This is a genomic window from Streptomyces sp. NBC_00223 (assembly GCF_036199905.1).
Lineage (GTDB): Bacteria > Actinomycetota > Actinomycetes > Streptomycetales > Streptomycetaceae > Actinacidiphila.
In genome coordinates this window covers 6626406-6642677 of sequence record NZ_CP108109.1, presented here as the reverse complement: position 1 = coordinate 6642677, position 16272 = coordinate 6626406, and the positions used below count along the sequence as shown (strand labels likewise).

Here is a 16272-nt window from a genome sequence, read left to right as displayed (position 1 = left end):
GGTGACTCAGGACTCCTGGGTGACGGAGACGAGCACGTCGTCCCCAACGATCTTGACGGGGTATACGGGGACGGGCCGCGTGGCGGGCAGTCCGGAGGGCTTGCCGGTGCGCAGGTCGAAACTGGAACCGTGCAGCCAGCACTCGATCTGGCAGTCCTCGACCTCGCCCTCCGACAGCGAGACGTTCGCGTGCGAGCAGATGTCATTGATCGCGAACACCTCGCCCTCGGTGCGGACGATCGAGACGGGGACACCGCCGAGTTCGACCCGGTGCGGAGTGCTGTCCTCCAGCTCGCTCAGCGCGCAGGCGCGGACGAAGGGCACGGTGCTGGTCATCCGACGGACGCCTCCAGTTCCGCGTCGATCTTGGCCATCAGCCGCTCTTCGAGGTCGGGCAGGCCGATCTGCTGGACGAGTTCGCCGAAGAAGCCGCGGACCACCAGCCGGCGGGCGTCCTCGGAGGCGATGCCGCGCGACTGGAGGTAGAACAGCTGCTCGTCGTCGAAGCGGCCGGTCGCCGAGGCGTGGCCGGCGCCGACGATCTCGCCGGTCTCGATCTCCAGGTTGGGCACGGAGTCGACCCGGGCGCCGTCGGTGAGCACCAGGTTGCGGTTCAGCTCGTAGGTGTCGGTGCCCTCGGCCGCCGCGCGGATGAGCACGTCGCCGATCCACACCGCGTGCGCGTCCTTGCCCTGCAGCGCGCCCTTGTAGGTGACGTTGCTGCGGCAGTGCGGGGTGTCGTGGTCGATGAAGAGCCGGTGCTCCTGGTGCTGGCCCTTGTCGGTGAAGTACAGGCCGAACAGCTCGGCCTCACCGCCGGGCGCGCCGTAGATCACCTTCGGGTGCAGCCGGACCAGGTCGCCGCCGAAGGTGACCACGACCGACTTGAAGCTCGCGTCGCGGCCGATCAGCGCGGTGTGCTGGGCGACGTGCACGGCCGTGTCGTCCCAGTCCTGCACGGAGACCACGGTGAGCTTGGCGCCGTCGCCGATCAGGAACTCGACGTTGGCGGCGAGCACGCTGTCGCCGGTGTGGTCGATGACGACCACGGCCTCGGCGAAGGCGCCCAGCTCCACGACCTGGTGGCCGTAGGCGGTGCCGCCCTCGCCGTGCACGGCGATCCGGATCGGCTCGGTGAGCACGGCGTCCTTGGCCACGCTGACCACGGACGCCTTCTCGAAGGAGCTGAACGCCTGGGCGGCGACCCGGTCCACGGGCTTGCCGGCCCGGCCGATCCGGGCGTCGGTGCGGTCCACGGTCGCCACGGTGACGCCCTCGGGCGCGGTCACCTCGACCCGCAGGCCGCCGGTGGCCTCCGCGGTGCCGTCGTGCAGACCGCGCAGCCGTTCCAGCGGAGTGAAGCGCCACTCCTCCTCGCGTCCGTGCGGCACCGGGAAGTCGGCCACGTCGTAGGACGGGGCCGCGCTGACCCGGGCGTCGGCGGGATGGCCCACCGTGATGGCACCGTCCGTGGTGCTGCCCGCAGGGTTGTTGTCAGCCATGGCTGTGCTGCTGCTCGCTTTCTGCCTGATTGTGTTCGCTCGACTCCGGGCCGCGCGGGCCCGGAGTCTCGCTCACCCGGGGTTGCCGTGATTGCGGGGCGGTCAGCCGACCGCGCCTTCCATCTGGAGCTCGATCAGCCGGTTGAGCTCCAGGGCGTACTCCATCGGGAGTTCCTTGGCGATCGGCTCGACGAAGCCGCGCACGATCATCGCCATGGCCTCGAACTCGGTCATGCCCCGGCTCATCAGGTAGAAGAGCTGATCGTCGGAGACCTTGGAGACGGTCGCCTCGTGGCCCATCGACACGTCGTCCTCGCGGACGTCCACGTAGGGGTAGGTGTCGGAGCGCGAGATCGTGTCGATCAGCAGCGCGTCGCACAGCACATTGGACTTCGATCCCGCCGAGCCCTCGCCGATCTCGATCAGACCGCGGTACGAGGTGCGGCCGCCACCGCGCGCCACCGACTTGGAGACGATGTTGGACGACGTGTTCGGCGCCATGTGCACCATCTTGGCGCCCGCGTCCTGGTGCTGGCCCTCGCCCGCGAAGGCGATGGACAGGGTCTCGCCCTTGGCGTGCTCGCCCATCAGATAGACGGCCGGGTACTTCATGGTGACCTTGGAGCCGATGTTGCCGTCGACCCACTCCATCGTGGCGCCCTCGTAGGCGACCGCGCGCTTGGTGACCAGGTTGTAGACGTTGTTCGACCAGTTCTGGATCGTCGTGTAGCGGCAGCGGCCGCCCTTCTTCACGATGATCTCGACCACCGCGGAGTGCAGCGAGTCCGACTTGTAGATCGGCGCGGTGCAGCCCTCGACGTAGTGGACGTACGCGTCCTCGTCGACGATGATCAGCGTCCGCTCGAACTGGCCCATGTTCTCGGTGTTGATCCGGAAGTAGGCCTGGAGCGGGATCTCCACGTGCACGCCCTTCGGCACGTAGATGAAGGAGCCGCCGGACCACACGGCCGTGTTCAGCGAGGCGAACTTGTTGTCGCCGGTCGGGATGACCGTGCCGAAGTACTCCTGGAACAGCTCGGGGTGCTCCTTGAGCGCGGTGTCGGTGTCCTGGAAGATGACGCCCTGCTCCTCCAGGTCCTCACGGATCTGGTGGTAGACGACCTCGGACTCGTACTGCGCGGCGACACCGGCGACCAGGCGCTGCTTCTCCGCCTCGGGGATGCCGAGCTTGTCGTAGGTCCTGCGGATGTCCTCCGGCAGGTCCTCCCAGGACTCGGCCTGCTTCTCGGTCGAGCGCACGAAGTACTTGATGTTGTCGAAGTCGATGCCGGAGAGGTCGGAGCCCCAGGTCGGCATCGGCTTCTTGCCGAAGAGCTTGAGACCCTTGAGCCGCATCTTCAGCATCCACTCGGGCTCGGACTTCTTGCCCGAGATGTCGCGGACGACGGCTTCGGAGAGCCCGCGCTTGGCAGCGGCGCCCGCCACGTCGGAGTCGGCCCAGCCGTACTCGTACGTGCCGATGCCCTCGAGCTCCGGGTGAGTGGTCTCCGTGGGAGCAGTCATGCGGGGTTCCTCCCGGACGTGCTGGCAGATGCTGATGAGTCGGACGGTTCTTCGGTGCTCCGGCCGGCCCGCGGAATGAACGTGGTGCACACCCCGTCGCCGTGGGCGATGGTGGCCAGTCGCTGTACATGGGTCCCGAGCAGACGGGAGAAGACCTCGGCCTCCGCCTCGCACAACTGCGGAAACTGCTCGGCGGTGTGGGCCACCGGGCAGTGGTGCTGACAGAGCTGCTCACCGGCGGGACCGGGCGCGCTGCGCGCGGTAGCAGCGTACCCGTCCGCGGACAGGGCCCGGGCCAGAGCCCGGGTACGCTCCTCGGGCGCCGCCGCGTCCACGATCGCGCGGTAGCGCTCGGCCTGGGCGGCGACCCTGGCGCGGGCGAACGCGGAGACCGCGGCCTGTCCGACCTCGCCGCCGCCGGCCGACTGCGCGATCCAGCGCAGGGCGTCGGCGGCGAGCTGGTCGTAGGCCTGGTCGAAGGCGTCCCGGCCGCAGTCGGTCAGCGCGAAGACCTTGGCGGGGCGGCCTCGGCCGCGGTGGCCGTAGACCCGCTGGTCGCGGGCCTCCACCACGTTCTCCGCGGCGAGGGAGTCCAGATGACGGCGGACGGCGGCCTGGGTGAGGCCCAGTCGCGCGGCCAGGTCGGCCGCGGTGGAAGGTCCGTGGTCCAGGATGGAGCGGGCGACACGCTGGCGGGTGCGCCGCTCACCGGTCGTCTGCTCCTCCGCCACCTCGGCGGCAGCACCACTGACGTATTCCACAACACCATTGTTGCGTAATTCGGCGAGCCCCGGCAAGCGGGTCGGATCGCCGACACGGTGTGCTACGTCACTAAGGGTTACCTAACTTCGCCCTGCCGCACGGCCCGCCCGCCGCGCTCCCTACACTCGCAGCATGCGAAACGAGCCCGCGGTCGAGGTGACCGGTCTGGTCAAGCGGTACGGGGCCAGGACCGCGGTGGACGGCCTGGATCTGACCGTCGCCCGCGGCGGGGTCACCGCCGTGCTCGGCCCCAACGGCGCCGGCAAGACGACCACGATCGAGGTCTGCGAGGGCTACCGCAGACCCGACGCCGGCACCGCGCGTGTCCTCGGCCTCGACCCGGTCACCCAGGGCGCCGAGCTGCGGCCCCGGATCGGCGTGATGCTCCAGTCGGGTGGCGTCTACCCCGGAGCGCACGCCGTGGAGATGCTGCGGCACGCCGCCACCCTCCACGCGGCCCCGGTCGACCCGGCCCTGCTCATCGAGCGGCTGGGCCTGGAGTCCTGCGGCCGCACACCCTACCGCCGGCTCTCCGGCGGCCAGCAGCAGCGGCTCGCCCTGGCGATGGCCGTGGTCGGCCGCCCCGAGCTGGTCTTCCTCGACGAACCCACCGCCGGCCTCGACCCGCAGGCCCGGCACGCCACCTGGGACCTGGTACGGGAGCTGCGCGCGGACGGCGTCACCGTCGTGCTCACCACGCACTTCATGGACGAGGCCGAACAGCTCGCCGACGCGGTGGTGATCATCGACGGCGGCCGGTCCATCGCCACCGGCACCCCGGAGGAGCTGTGCCGCGGCGGCGCCGAGAACACCCTGCGCTTCTCCGGGCGCCCCGGCCTCGACCTCGCCTCGCTGCTCAACGCGCTTCCCGCGGACACCGCGGCGCTGGAGCCGACGCCCGGCACCTACCGTATCGAGGGCCGGGTCGACCCCCAGCTGCTGGCCACCGTCACCTCCTGGTGCGCGCAGCACGGTGTGATGCCCGACAACCTCGCGGTGGAACGGCGCACGCTTGAGGACGTCTTCCTTGAGCTGACCGGCAAGGAGCTGCGGGCGTGAGGGACGTACGGCGGCCCTTGTCCGCGGCAGGACGCGCGGCCGTTCGAGGGGCCGCGGCGGGCGGAGAGCTTCGGGAAGCAGAAAACGCAGAGAACACAGTGGACACTGTGGGCATGAAGGAGCCGCGGGCATGAGCATCACCACCACGGAGACGGCGTACGCGTCCGGTGTGTTCACGCCCGCGCCCGGGGCCGCGCCGCTGCCGCGGATGATCCGCGCGCAGGCCCTGCTGGAGACGCGGATGCTGCTGCGCAACGGCGAGCAACTGCTGCTCACCGTGGTGATCCCGGCGCTGCTGCTCGTACTGTTCAGCGCGGTCGACATCGTGGACACCGGCGCCGGCGAGTCCGTCGACTTCCTCACCCCGGGCGTGCTGGCGCTGGCCGTACTGTCCACCGCCTTCACCGGCCAGGCCATCGCGACCGGCTTCGAGCGGCGCTACGGCGTGCTCAAGCGGCTGGGTGCCTCGCCGCTGCCGCGCTGGGCGCTGATGACCGCCAAGACCTGCTCGGTGCTGGTCACCGAGGTGCTGCAGATCGCGCTGCTGATCGTCATCGCCTTCGCGCTCGGCTGGTCGCCGCACGGCAACCCGCTCGCCGTGGTGGCCCTGCTCCTACTGGGCACGGCCGCGTTCTCCGGGCTCGGGCTGCTGATGGCGGGCACGCTCAAGGCCGAGGCGACGCTGGCGGCCGCGAATCTGGTCTTCCTCCTGCTGCTGGTCGGCGGCGGGGTGATCGTGCCGATGGACAAGTTCTCCGGCGGGGTGCAGGCCGTCCTCAAGCTGCTGCCGATCTCCGCGCTGTCCGACGGGCTGCGCGACGTGCTCCAGCACGGCGCGGCCGTGCCCTGGGGCGACCTGGGCATCCTCACGGTCTGGGCGGTGCTCGGGCTGGCCGCGGCGGCGCGTTTCTTCCGCTGGGAGTGAGGACCGGGCACCCACCGGGGGCGGAAACGGGCACGGTGGCCCGTACCCCCTCGTGAAACCGTGCACAAGGGGGCGCCTACGATGGGCCCGTGCCCAAGCTGCCCGAAATCGCGCGGAACCCGCTCGCCCACATCGCCGCAAGGTGGACGCCGACACCTGCGACGGTGTCGCGGGCGACCATGTCCGCGCTGGTGATGTCCGTGGTCATCGTGGTCACCGGCGGGGCCGTACGGCTGACCGCTTCCGGCCTCGGCTGCCCCACCGCGCCGCGCTGCGTGGGCAGCAGCTGGGTGCCCACCGAGGCGATGGGCGTGCACGGCGCGATCGAGTTCACCAACCGCATGCTGACGTACGTGCTCTGCGCGGCCGTCGGCTGGGCGATCGTCGCGGTGCGGTCGCGGAAGCCGTTCCGGCGCAGCCTGACCCGGCTGGGCTGGGCGCAGTTCTGGCTGGTCGTGGCCAACGCGGTGCTCGGCGCCTTCACCGTCCTCACCGGCCTCAACCCGTACGTCGTGTGTGTGCACTTCCTGCTGGCCGCCGCGCTGATCGTGCTCGCGGTGCTGCTGTGGCAGCGCACCCGGGAGGGCGACGCGTCGCCGCGGCCGCTGGTGGGCAAGCCGGTACGGCAGCTCGGCTGGGTGCTGACCGGTGCCACGGCGCTGCTGATCGCCGTGGGCACGGTGGTGACCGGCGCGGGGCCGCACGCGGGCGACTCCAGCGATGTGCACCGCATCCCGGTCGACTGGAAGTCGATCGCCCAGCTCCACGCCGACCTGGCGTGGGTGGTGGTCGCGCTGTCGGTGGCGCTGTGGTTCGTGCTGCGGGCCGTCGACGCGCCGGCCGGGCCCCGGAACCGCAGCCGTGATCTGTTCCTGGTGCTGATGTCCCAGGGCGTGATCGGCTACGTCCAGTACTTCACGGATCTGCCCGAGGCGCTGGTGGGGCTGCACATGCTCGGCTCGTGCCTGGTGTGGATCTCGGTGCTGCGTGTGCTGCTCTCCTTCCGGGAGCGCCCGCTGACCGAGCCGGGCGCCGGACCTTCAGCGGAGGGCGCCGCCGTACGGGTGCGGCAGGACGCCGACGCCGCGGTCGGGCAGCCGGTGGACGCGGCGGGCGTTGCCCTCGCCGACCAGGGCGGCGACCCGCTGTCCGTCCGCGGCTGACCACTCGCCGCACGCCACCCGCTCCCCGATCAGCCGGCCGAGCGCGGCCCTGAACAACCGGGTGCCGGTCACATACAGCTCGGGCAGCCCGGCGGCGGAGCTGGCGTAGAGCACCTTGCCGAAGGGCGTACGGGCGAGCACCGCGGCCGGGTCGGTGCCCAACGCCACGTAGACGTGCGGGAGTTCGGCGGCCAGTTCGGCCGCGGCCGTCTCGTGCTCGGGCGGGGACGCGGGCAGCAGTACGACGTCGGTGCCGAGCCCGGCGGTGGCCCGCAGAAACGGCTCGGCGCCGCGTGGGCCCGGACCGGCCGCGTGGTGCCGCAGCGCCAGCGGCAGCCCGGAGGTCACGGCCTGCCAGCGCAGATGCCGCAGCAGTACGGGGTCGGTCGGCCACTCCCCCACCCGTCGCGCGGTGAGCCAGCGGGCGGCGGCGTACCGTACCTCGGCGTGGCCCGGCGGGCGCGCCTCCTCCCGGACGCGCCGGCCCCGCCCGCCCGGCCCCTCGCAGGAGAAGCCCGCGGCGCTCGGGGCGGTGCCGTGGACGGCCTCGGTGAGGTTGGCCAGGAAGGCGGCGGCCGTGCCGGAGGTGTCGGCGACCTGCTGGGCGAGGGGTTCGAGCCGGACGATCTCGTACGCCCGGCAGCCGCCCGCCGCGCCCAGCTCCTTGGGCGGGGTCAGCTCGTCGGGCTCGCCGGTGTCGACGAGATACGCGCTGACGAGTGTGCCGCGCAGCAGCAGCCGGGCGGCCTCGTACGCGCCCAACTCCCGGCGGCGGGCCAGGTAGTGGGCCGGCGGGCAGTGCGGTTCGAGGCCGAGCAGCGGTGGACACCAGCGCCTCACGGCGAAACCTGTGGGGCTGTCGAAGAGGGTGGTGCCGGGCGCGGCGGTGCCGGGCAGTCGGCGCTCGAAGGCGCCGATGCCCAGCTCTCCGGGGAACACACCGTGGCAGTACGCGTCCACCAGGTGCATCTGCGCTCCGGCCATCCGCCCGCCCCTCGCCGCTCGCCCGTCCGTCACGACCCCGCACGGGCATAACGGCCGAGGGCGCCGTCAGGTGTTGGCGCGGCCGCCGATCTGGATGCCGGCCATCCGGGACCACTCGTACGGGCCGGTGCGGAGCCTTGCGGCGAACTCCCCGGCGAAGTCGTCGTGGACGGTCACGCCGGAGCGCTCGACCGCGCGCCGGCCGATGTCGTACGTGGGGGCCACGAGGTCGCCCCAGGCGCCGTCCCCGGCGACCAGCACGATGCGGGCGCCGCGTTCGCCGAGATACGCGAGGTTCGCCTCGGCGCTGCCGCCATGGTGACGGGCGAAGGAGCCGATCTGCCGGGCCAGCCGCCCGACCCGCCGCTCGTCCCGCGCCGCGTCCCGCTTGTGTTCGAGGGTTCTGTCATCCATACGCCCGATGCTACGCACGGGTATTCCCCCGGTGAACCCCCACCGCCCGCCTGCGGCGACGCCCCCACGAACGTCGCCCGGCCGCCCGGACCCGGAGGTCCGCCGCCCGAAAGCGCCCCAACTGGGCCCGCGAGGCCCCCGCTCGCCCCCCGCGACAGCGGGCCACCCGGCCGGGGCCGCCCCCGTGGGTGGGGGCGAGCGGGGGCTTCCCTGCGGGGCTTTCTCCCCTGACCCGCCCCTCCCCGAAACCGGGGCTCCGCCCCGGACCCCACCCGCAGGGCCCCAGGGCACGCGCCCCAAAAGGGGCGGCTGGGGGCACCCCCGGGCGAAGCCCGGAGGCGGAACTCCACGACCAGCCACAACCCCGGGCCACCCCACCCACCGGCGGGCGGGGACCCTGCGGGGGCTCTCTCCCCTGACCAGCCCTACAGGGCCCTGGGGGGTGCGCCCCGAAAGGGGCGCGAGGAACTGCGCGACAAGCCACAACGACGGGCCACCGCACCACCGAGCGGACGGGGGCACCCCCTCAGGGGCGCGAGGAACTGCGCGACCAGCCACAACGGCGGCCCACCGCACCTACCGGCGGGCGCGGGCCCTGCGGGGTGCGCCCCGAAAGGGGCGCTGGGGGTACCCCCAATGCCGTCAAGTTTGGCGTTTGGGCTGGTGGGGGTGGGAGTTTGGGCTGTTGTGGTTGATGGTTGCGGTGATGTGGGCGGTGCCGGTGGGGACGGTCTGGCGTTTCTTGCCGTTGCCGATCTTGCCGGCGGCGTATTTGGACAGGGATCGTTTGACGAGGCGGTTGTATATCCGCAGGCGGCGTGGGGGTAGTGGGTGGTCGCGGAGGTAGGTGCCGACCGCGCCGAGCAGTCGGGCGTCTGGGGGACCGTCGATCTCGGTGGCGGTGGTGATGCCGTTGACGGTTTCACGCAGGGCCAGGGTGAAGCCCATCGCGGTGCAGGGCAGCCCTGCGGCGGTCCCGGCGCGGGCCATGACCAGGCGCAGGAGCTGGTAGCTGATCAGCAGGGCATGGATCTCCTGGGCCAGGCCGGCTGGGGTGGTGCAGTGCAGGACCCGGCCGCCGAGCATCGTGGACTTGACCGAGCAGAACGTCTCCTCGACTTCCCACCGGTCGTGGTAACAGGCGGCGATCGCGTCGGCGGGATGGGTGCGCCAGTTGAGCAGGCTGGTGGCCAGCAGCCATGTGCTGGTGCGGGTGCCCTGGTCGGTGGTGACCTGGACGGTGACGGCGATCGCGCGGACTTCGCGGCCGGCCCGCAGCGTCAGCCATGAGCCGTCGGGGTAGCGCTGAAGGGCCGGCAGGCGGGCGGTGCGGGGCAGCCGCACCGTGAAGTCGGCCCCGGTGGCGACCAGATCCGACAGGAACCCGGCCGCGTCGAACCCCGCGTCGAGCAGGACCAGCATTCCCGTGTGCAGGCTGCGCAGCAGCCGCCGGGCCGGAACGAACTCCCGGCCTGAGACCGGGCCGAAGACCGCATCGGCCAGGGTGCGGGTGGAGCAGTAGACCAAGGCGATCACCTGCACCAGCGGATAGCCCGCCGTGCCGTAGCGGTGCTTGTGCTTGCCCAGCCAGGCCCGGGTGGCCGCACTGTCCGGGACGGCCAGGACCGTGCCGTCGACCGCGCAGACCTCAAGGCCCCGCCACGGCTGCGGCACCGCGGCCGGGTGACGGCACAACTCGCGCAACAGCAACTGCAGCGGACGCGACCCCAGCCGCACCCGCGCCGCGTGCAGGCCCTGCCGGGTCGGGTCCGGCAACCCCGCGCCACCGAGCGCGGCACCCGCCATCCGGTACACCGCCCCCAGGGACACCGACCCGCACAACCCCTGCGCGACCAGCAGATAGACCACCACCCGGGCCGGCAGATCACGCACCCGCCGCTGCACCCGGCCCGTCCGCGCCAAAACCTCATCGACCACGGAGAACGGCAGCAGCCACGTCAACGGCCCCAGATGCCCCGGCGCGAAACACCCGGCACCTGCGGCCACCGAACGAGTAATGACAGACTCAGACACAGCAGGGCCCCTCCACGGATCCGGACTCGACACCCATATCCGTAGCGGGGCCCTGCCCCCGCTGTCCCACAAACACCCCAACCCCAACAACCCAACCCCCAAACTTGACGGCATTGGGGGCACCCCCGGGCGAAGCCTGGGGGAGGGCGGGAACGAAAAGCCGCACCCCCAACGGAGCCGCACCCGGCGAACCGGGCGAACCGCAGACGGAGTCGACACCGCACGGGTGGGCGGGCGGGTAAAAAAGACCGGGAAGCGCCGACGAAGTCGGCCGCCCCCGGGCATGCATGTCCCGCAGGGACAGAGACCGCACCGGCCCCGCGCAGGGGCCAACGCCCCCCGCGGAGGGGGCCGACGACCAACAACCCCGCAGGAGCGACCCCGTGATGTTCGACCTCTGGGCCCCCCGGGCCCACCACGTCGAGATCCTGATCGACGACCACCCACCCCATCCCCTCGGCGGCGACCCCGCCCGCACCGGCTGGTGGCAGGCCGAACTCCCCGCCGAGGACGGCACCCGGTACGCGTACGTCCTCGACGGCGGCCCGCCCCTGCCCGACCCCCGCTCGCGCCGCCAACCCGACGGCCCGGACGGGCCGAGCGCGGTCGTGGACCAGGACACCTTCGCGTGGACGGCCCCGTGGCCGGGCCGCCCGCTGGCCGGAGCGGTGCTGTACGAGCTGCACATCGGCACCTTCACCCCCGAGGGCACGTTCGACGCGGCGATCGAGCGCCTGCCGCACCTGGCCGCGCTCGGCGTCACCCATGTCGAGCTGATGCCGGTCTGCCCCTTCCCCGGCACCCACGGCTGGGGATACGAGGGCGTGTCGCTGTGGGCGGTGCACGAACCGTACGGCGGACCCGAAGCGATGAAACGATTTGTCGACGCGGCACACCGTCACTGCCTGGGCGTCGTGCTCGACGTGGTGCACAACCACCTCGGCCCGTCGGGCAACCATCTGCCGTCCTTCGGCCCGTACTTCACGGACCGTCACCACACGCCGTGGGGCGACGCGGTGAACCTGGACGCGCCCGGCTCCGACGAGGTGCGGAACTTCCTGATCGGCAGCGCCCTGGCCTGGCTGCGGGACTACCGGCTGGACGGGCTGCGGCTGGACGCCGTGCACGCGCTGGTCGACACCCGCGCGCTGCACTTCCTCGAAGAGCTGTCGACGGCCGTGGACGGACTCGGCGCCGCGCTGGGCCGCCCGCTCTTCCTGATCGCCGAGTCCGATCTCAACGACCCGCGGACCACGGCGCCGCGCGAGGCGGGCGGCCTGGGCCTGCACGCCCAGTGGAACGACGACTTCCACCACGCCGTGCACAGCGCGGTCACCGGCGAGGCGCAGGGGTACTACGCCGACTTCGCCGCCGCCGGGCCCGCCGCCGTGGCGAAGGTGCTCACCCACGGCTTCTTCCACGACGGCAGCCGGTCGTCCTTCCGGGGCCGGCGCCACGGGCGTCCGCTGGACATCACGACCGTCCTCGCCCACCGGCTGCTCGGTTACGCCCAGACGCACGACCAGATCGGCAACCGGGCCACCGGCGACCGGCTCACCCCCGAGCAGCTCACCGCCGCGTCGGCGCTGGTGCTGACCTCGCCGTTCACCCCGATGCTGTTCATGGGCGAGGAGTGGGGGGCGACCACGCCGTGGCAGTTCTTCACCGACCACGACGACCCGGAGCTGGCGGCGGCCATCACCCGGGGGCGGCGGCGGGAGTTCGCCGAGCACGGCTGGGCCGAGCAGGACGTACCCGATCCGCAGGACCCCGCGACCCGGGACCGGTCCTGTCTGGACTGGGCGGAGCAGGACCGGGCCGTCCACCGGGAGCTGCTGGAGTGGTACCGGTCGCTGATCGCGCTGCGCCGGGCCGAGCCCGCGCTGACCGATCCCCGGCTGGACACGGTGACGGCGACCGCGGGCGGCCGTACGCTGCGGGTCGCGCGCGGGCCGTTCCGGATCCTGGTCAACTTCTCGGACGCGCCCGCCCGGGTGCCGCTGGACACGCCCTGCGAGGTGCTGCTGTCGCGGCCGGAGTGCAAGCTGCTGCCGGGGGACGCCGTACAGCTTCCCGCCCGGGGGGCCGCCGTACTGAGGGCCGAAGAGGTTACGGTGAACGGGTGACGCGGACCCCTGCGGAGAGCCCCCAGAGCCCCGAGATTTCCCAGACCCCTGAGACGCCGCTCGCCGACTGCGTGCTGTGCGGCGAGCCGACCGAGTACCCCGCCAGTACGCGGGGCGCGACGTACTGCCCGGTGTGCGAGTGGCAGGAGGCCCAGCGCACGGCGTGCTCGGGCTGAGCCCTCCAGGGCCGCGGCACGGTGTCCCTGGTTCAGTGCCCGTCGGCGGTGAGGCGCTTGGCGTCGCGGGCCAGTGAGGTCAACCGCGAGACCGCGCGGAAGTACTTCTTGCGGTAGCCACCCGCCAGCATCTCCTCGCCGAACAGCCGGTCGAACGGCACGCCCGAGGCCATCACCGGCACCTCGCGGTCGTAGAGCCGGTCGGCGAGCACGACCAGCCGCAGCGCGGTGGCCTGGTCGGTGATCCGCTCCACTCCGCGCAGGAAGACGGCCTCGACGCCGTCGCACAGGGCGCCGTAACGGCTGGGGTGGACCGTGGCCAGATGCGCGGTGAGCGCTCCGAAGTCGTCCAGGGAAGCGCCGGGCGTACGGAGGGCCACCGCGGTGACCTCGTCGTCGGTGTACGGCGCCGGGGCCGCGGGCAGGCCGCGGTGGCGGTAGTCCTCGCCGTCGATCCGCAGGGACATGAAGCGGGCGGACAGGCCCTGGATCTCGCGCATGAAGTCGGCGGCGGCGAAGCGGCCCTCGCCGAGCCTGCCCGGCAGGGTGTTGGAGGTCGCGGCGAGCCGTACGCCCGCGTCGGCGAGCTTGCCGAGCAGCGTCGAGACGAGCACGGTGTCGCCGGGGTCGTCCAGCTCGAACTCGTCGATACAGACGAGCCGGTGACCGCTCAGCGCCTCCACGGCGTGCTGGAAGCCGAGGGCGCCGACGAGGTTGGTCAGCTCGACGAAGGTACCGAACGCTTTGCGCTCGCGCGGGGCGGGGGCGGCGTGCCACAGCGAGGCAAGCAGGTGCGTCTTCCCGACGCCGTAGCCGCCGTCGAGGTACACCCCGGCGGGGGTGGTGGCAGGCGGTACGGCCGGGGTCCGGCGGAACCAGCGCCTGGGGCCTCCGGCCCCGGGTCCGTCCGCGGTGAGCGCTCCGGCGAAGGCGCGCAGCTTTCGTACGGCGTCGGCCTGGGATGCCTGGGCGGGGTCGGGTTCGTACGTGTCGAACCTCACCGCGTCGAAGCGGGGCGGTGGGACCATCTCCGCGACCAGGCGCCCGGGCTCCACGTGCGGGGTGCGCTCGCTGAGCGCGGCGGGCCGGGCTATGGCGGCGGTATCAGGATTCACGGCTCCCCAGCGTAACGCCTCCGGCGCGGCACCCCCCTCCCCACCTCGCCCGATCCGCCCCGGGCCCGGGCCTGGGCCTGGGCAGAAGTCGGGGTGCCGCCGCCCCGCCGCCGTCAGACCCGGGTGCCGAGCCGGCGACCCTCCGGATCGGCCGGCCCACACGACGCCGCCGCAGGCGCGCGAACCTGCGGCCGACACCCATGACCGCCATTCCGCCCCCTGCGTCGCCGAAGCGGACTCGGCCCGCCACGGAACACCCGATCGGAGTCGGCCCCAAGCGCGGGCGCCGCCCCCGCAGCCGAGCACCCCGCGCGCCCGGTCGGGCATCGACCGGCCACCCCCGCAAACGGACCCATCCCCTCCCGACCAAAGACAGCCGCCCCCCGGCAACCCGCAGGCCCATGTGCCCCGGACGGCAGCCCATCCGGGCCTCGTACCCCCGCAAGCGGCCGGAGACAGCCCCCGGGCTGAGCGAGCGCGAACCGATCCGCGTACTCCCGGCCGCGCCTCGGTCACCCGGCGGGCAACCCCCGGAGAGGGCTACGGTCCCCAGGCCCGCTGTCGGCAGACGCCACCCCCGCAAACGGGCCCATGCCGAGCCGGGTGGGGCGCCGGCCCCGGGCCGGTGTCGGCGGACGGCCCCGCAGGCGAGCCGGGGCGCACCGGCCGAGGGGCGGGGTTGAATCGCGAGGCCCCCGCTGAGTGGGCGCGAACCGATCCGCGTACTCCCGGCCGCGCCTCGGTCACCCGGCGGGCGACCCCCGGAGAGGGCTACGGTCCCCAGGCCCGCTGTCGGCAGACGCCACCCCCGCAAGCGGACCCATGCCGAGCCGGGTGGGGCGCCGGCCCAGGCCCGCTGTCGGCAGACGCCACCCCCGCCAAGCGGACCCGGGACATACCCCACCGGGTGGGGCGCCCGGCCCCGGGTCGGTGTCGGCGGACGGCGGCTCCCCGCAGGCGGGCCGGGGCGCGCCGGGCGAGGGCGGGGTTGGATCGCGGGGCCCCCCGGAGGGGAGTCGTGTCAGACTGCGGATCATGCAGCGGCTTTATCCCGTGTCCGAGCCGGACGGCTCGGTCGGTCTCGACACCCCACTCGGCCTGGCGGCCGCGTACGCGTACCCCGAGCGGGCGGCGGGCCCGTATCTGCGCGCGAACATGGTCACCTCCCTCGACGGCGCCGCCCGCCACGAGGGCAAGTCCGCCGCCCTCTCCTCGGACGCCGACATGCGCGTCTTCGGAGTCCTGCGCGCCCTCACGGACGTGATCCTCGTAGGGGCGGAAACGGTTCGCCAGGAGGGCTACCGCCCGGCCAAGGCGCGGGCGGCCTTCGCCGCGCACCGGGCCGCCGACGGGCAGCCGCCCGCCCCGGCCATCGCGGTGATCAGCCGCCGCCTCGACCTGGACTTCACCGCCCCCCTGTTCACCGAACCCTCCGTGCCGACCCTCGTCCTCACCGGCGCCGCAGTGGGCGACGACCGGCTCGACGCGGCCCGCGCGGCAGGCGCCCACGTGGTGGTCGCGGGCGACGGCGACGGCGTCGACCCGGCCCGCGCGGTCCGCGAACTGGCCGCGCGCGGCTTCGTACGGCTGCTGCACGAGGGCGGCCCCCGCGTCCTCGCCCAGTTCGCGGCGGCCGGGGTGGTCGACGAACTGTGCCTGACCCTCTCCCCGTTCGCCGTGGGCGGGGACGCGCCCCGGGTCATGAACGGTCCGGGCGTCGCGGGCCCGGCCCGCTTCGTACCGAAGTCCGTCCTGGAGGAGGACGGCTTTCTGTTCACCCGGTACGTCCGCGCCTGAGCCCGTAGCGAAAAAGCGGATTCGGTCGTTCCGCTTCGTGTCGCACGGGAAGACTTAGGGCGGTGCCCTGTGAAGATCGGGGCAGGAGGTTTCTGTGGCGGCCGCCCGGTGGCCCGTGAGCCCAGTGGCCCACGAGAAAGAAGGACATCCGTGTTCACGACCGTACTCATGATCGAGAAGCCGCTCGCCCCCGAGGACGTGGAGATGGTCACCACCCTCCACGGCGACGAGCCGGTCTCCTTCGTCGTGCTCATGCAGCCGCGCGGCGACCAGGACCGGCTGCTTCGGGCCGTGGACGACGTGGCGCTCGGCTACCTCGACGACGCCGCCCGGGAGCCCGACGTACCCGAGGGGAAACAGGCGTTCCCGCCGGCCGAACGCTCCCTGGCGCACTCCCTGGAGGTACTGCGGGCGACCGGCGCGGAGGCTGTCGGCGAGGTCGTCGAGCGGCACCCGCTGGACATGCTCAAGACGGTCGTCGAGCAGACGCGCGCGGACGAGGTGATCGTGCTGACCGCGCCGCACTTCGTGGAGGAGTTCTTCCACCGGGACTGGAGTTCACGGGCCCGGCACAAGGTGGGCGTACCGGTGCTCAAGCTCTTCGCCCAGCACGACTGACGCCGGGCCGGCCCGGGCGCGGGACATGGCCGGCCCGGTGGCCGGGACCCACGCGGCACGCGCCGGGGGCGCG

The 16272-nt window shown here is 73.0% G+C and carries 14 protein-coding genes and 1 pseudogene; 7 read left to right on the top strand and 8 right to left on the bottom strand.

Features of this window, described 5'->3' with window-relative positions:
• Positions 1 to 6: 6 nt before the first annotated feature.
• From OHA30_RS28315 to OHA30_RS28300, 4 genes are all read right to left on the bottom strand, one after another.
• A complete protein-coding gene (locus OHA30_RS28315) occupies positions 7 to 324 on the bottom strand; it encodes a non-heme iron oxygenase ferredoxin subunit (protein WP_328918029.1) in 318 nt (105 codons plus the stop codon).
• An 8-nt stretch (positions 325 to 332) separates the two neighbouring features.
• Positions 333 to 1502: a Fe-S cluster assembly protein SufD gene (sufD, locus tag OHA30_RS28310; protein WP_328916706.1), complete on the bottom strand. Its 1170-nt coding sequence runs from the start codon at positions 1500 to 1502 to the stop codon at positions 333 to 335.
• A 102-nt stretch (positions 1503 to 1604) separates the two neighbouring features.
• Positions 1605 to 3026, bottom strand: coding sequence for a Fe-S cluster assembly protein SufB (gene sufB / locus OHA30_RS28305; protein WP_328916705.1), 1422 nt, complete (start codon positions 3024 to 3026; stop codon positions 1605 to 1607).
• Positions 3023 to 3787 (bottom strand): helix-turn-helix transcriptional regulator, encoded by a 765-nt coding sequence (locus tag OHA30_RS28300; RefSeq protein WP_328916704.1) that lies wholly within the window; start codon positions 3785 to 3787, stop codon positions 3023 to 3025. The genes sufB and OHA30_RS28300 overlap by 4 nt, the downstream gene beginning before the upstream one ends.
• 133 nt (positions 3788 to 3920) lie before the next feature.
• Here OHA30_RS28300 and OHA30_RS28295 point away from each other — a divergent pair, with 133 nt between their 5' ends.
• The 3 genes from OHA30_RS28295 to OHA30_RS28285 all read left to right on the top strand — a co-directional run bounded on the left by OHA30_RS28295 (position 3921) and on the right by OHA30_RS28285 (position 6935).
• Positions 3921 to 4847 carry an ABC transporter ATP-binding protein gene (locus OHA30_RS28295; protein ID WP_328916703.1) on the top strand — a complete coding sequence of 309 codons (927 nt, stop codon included), beginning with the start codon at positions 3921 to 3923 and terminating at the stop codon, positions 4845 to 4847.
• A 130-nt stretch (positions 4848 to 4977) separates the two neighbouring features.
• A complete protein-coding gene (locus tag OHA30_RS28290) occupies positions 4978 to 5772 on the top strand; it encodes an ABC transporter permease (RefSeq protein ID WP_328916702.1) in 795 nt (264 codons plus the stop codon).
• Between the two features lie 89 nt (positions 5773 to 5861).
• The gene (locus OHA30_RS28285; protein WP_328916701.1) at positions 5862 to 6935 is read left to right on the top strand and encodes a COX15/CtaA family protein; all 1074 of its coding nucleotides are present in this window, start codon (positions 5862 to 5864) and stop codon (positions 6933 to 6935) included.
• On the opposite strand, the pseudogene OHA30_RS28280 reads toward OHA30_RS28285, so the two are convergent.
• The 3 genes and pseudogenes from OHA30_RS28280 to OHA30_RS28270 all read right to left on the bottom strand — a co-directional run.
• Positions 6867 to 7919 (bottom strand): annotated as a pseudogene (locus OHA30_RS28280) (amidohydrolase); the annotation flags it as partial. The gene OHA30_RS28285 and the pseudogene OHA30_RS28280 overlap by 69 nt on opposite strands.
• 66 nt (positions 7920 to 7985) lie before the next feature.
• Positions 7986 to 8333, bottom strand: coding sequence for a hypothetical protein (locus OHA30_RS28275; RefSeq protein WP_328916700.1), 348 nt, complete (start codon positions 8331 to 8333; stop codon positions 7986 to 7988).
• A gap of 642 nt (positions 8334 to 8975) precedes the next feature.
• Positions 8976 to 10367 (bottom strand): IS4 family transposase, encoded by a 1392-nt coding sequence (locus OHA30_RS28270; protein ID WP_328915400.1) that lies wholly within the window; start codon positions 10365 to 10367, stop codon positions 8976 to 8978.
• Positions 10368 to 10750: 383 nt separating this feature from the next.
• Here OHA30_RS28270 and treZ point away from each other — a divergent pair, with 383 nt between their 5' ends.
• Together treZ and OHA30_RS28260 are read left to right on the top strand one after the other, a co-directional pair.
• A complete protein-coding gene (gene treZ, locus OHA30_RS28265; RefSeq protein ID WP_405785125.1) occupies positions 10751 to 12493 on the top strand; it encodes a malto-oligosyltrehalose trehalohydrolase in 1743 nt (580 codons plus the stop codon).
• Positions 12490 to 12669: a hypothetical protein gene (locus tag OHA30_RS28260; protein WP_328918111.1), complete on the top strand. Its 180-nt coding sequence runs from the start codon at positions 12490 to 12492 to the stop codon at positions 12667 to 12669. The genes treZ and OHA30_RS28260 overlap by 4 nt, the downstream gene beginning before the upstream one ends.
• 32 nt (positions 12670 to 12701) lie before the next feature.
• Here the strand turns inward: OHA30_RS28260 and zapE are convergent, their stop codons facing one another.
• Positions 12702 to 13697: a cell division protein ZapE gene (gene zapE, locus OHA30_RS28255; protein ID WP_328918028.1), complete on the bottom strand. Its 996-nt coding sequence runs from the start codon at positions 13695 to 13697 to the stop codon at positions 12702 to 12704.
• Between the two features lie 1122 nt (positions 13698 to 14819).
• Here zapE and OHA30_RS28250 point away from each other — a divergent pair.
• Both OHA30_RS28250 and OHA30_RS28245 read left to right on the top strand, forming a co-directional pair.
• The gene (locus tag OHA30_RS28250; protein ID WP_328916698.1) at positions 14820 to 15581 is read left to right on the top strand and encodes a pyrimidine reductase family protein; all 762 of its coding nucleotides are present in this window, start codon (positions 14820 to 14822) and stop codon (positions 15579 to 15581) included.
• Positions 15582 to 15731: 150 nt separating this feature from the next.
• Positions 15732 to 16199, top strand: coding sequence for an indole-3-glycerol phosphate synthase (locus OHA30_RS28245; RefSeq protein ID WP_328916697.1), 468 nt, complete (start codon positions 15732 to 15734; stop codon positions 16197 to 16199).
• Positions 16200 to 16272: the final 73 nt, after the last annotated feature.

Coding starts and splice junctions, on each gene's coding strand:
- sufD (WP_328916706.1), bottom strand. CDS start 1,502: ATGGCTGACAACAACCCTGCGGGCAGCACCACGGACGGTGCCATCACG.
- sufB (WP_328916705.1), bottom strand. CDS start 3,026: ATGACTGCTCCCACGGAGACCACTCACCCGGAGCTCGAGGGCATCGGC.
- OHA30_RS28295 (WP_328916703.1), top strand. CDS start 3,921: ATGCGAAACGAGCCCGCGGTCGAGGTGACCGGTCTGGTCAAGCGGTAC.
- OHA30_RS28290 (WP_328916702.1), top strand. CDS start 4,978: ATGAGCATCACCACCACGGAGACGGCGTACGCGTCCGGTGTGTTCACG.
- OHA30_RS28275 (WP_328916700.1), bottom strand. CDS start 8,333: ATGGATGACAGAACCCTCGAACACAAGCGGGACGCGGCGCGGGACGAG.
- zapE (WP_328918028.1), bottom strand. CDS start 13,697: ATGGTCCCACCGCCCCGCTTCGACGCGGTGAGGTTCGACACGTACGAA.
- OHA30_RS28250 (WP_328916698.1), top strand. CDS start 14,820: ATGCAGCGGCTTTATCCCGTGTCCGAGCCGGACGGCTCGGTCGGTCTC.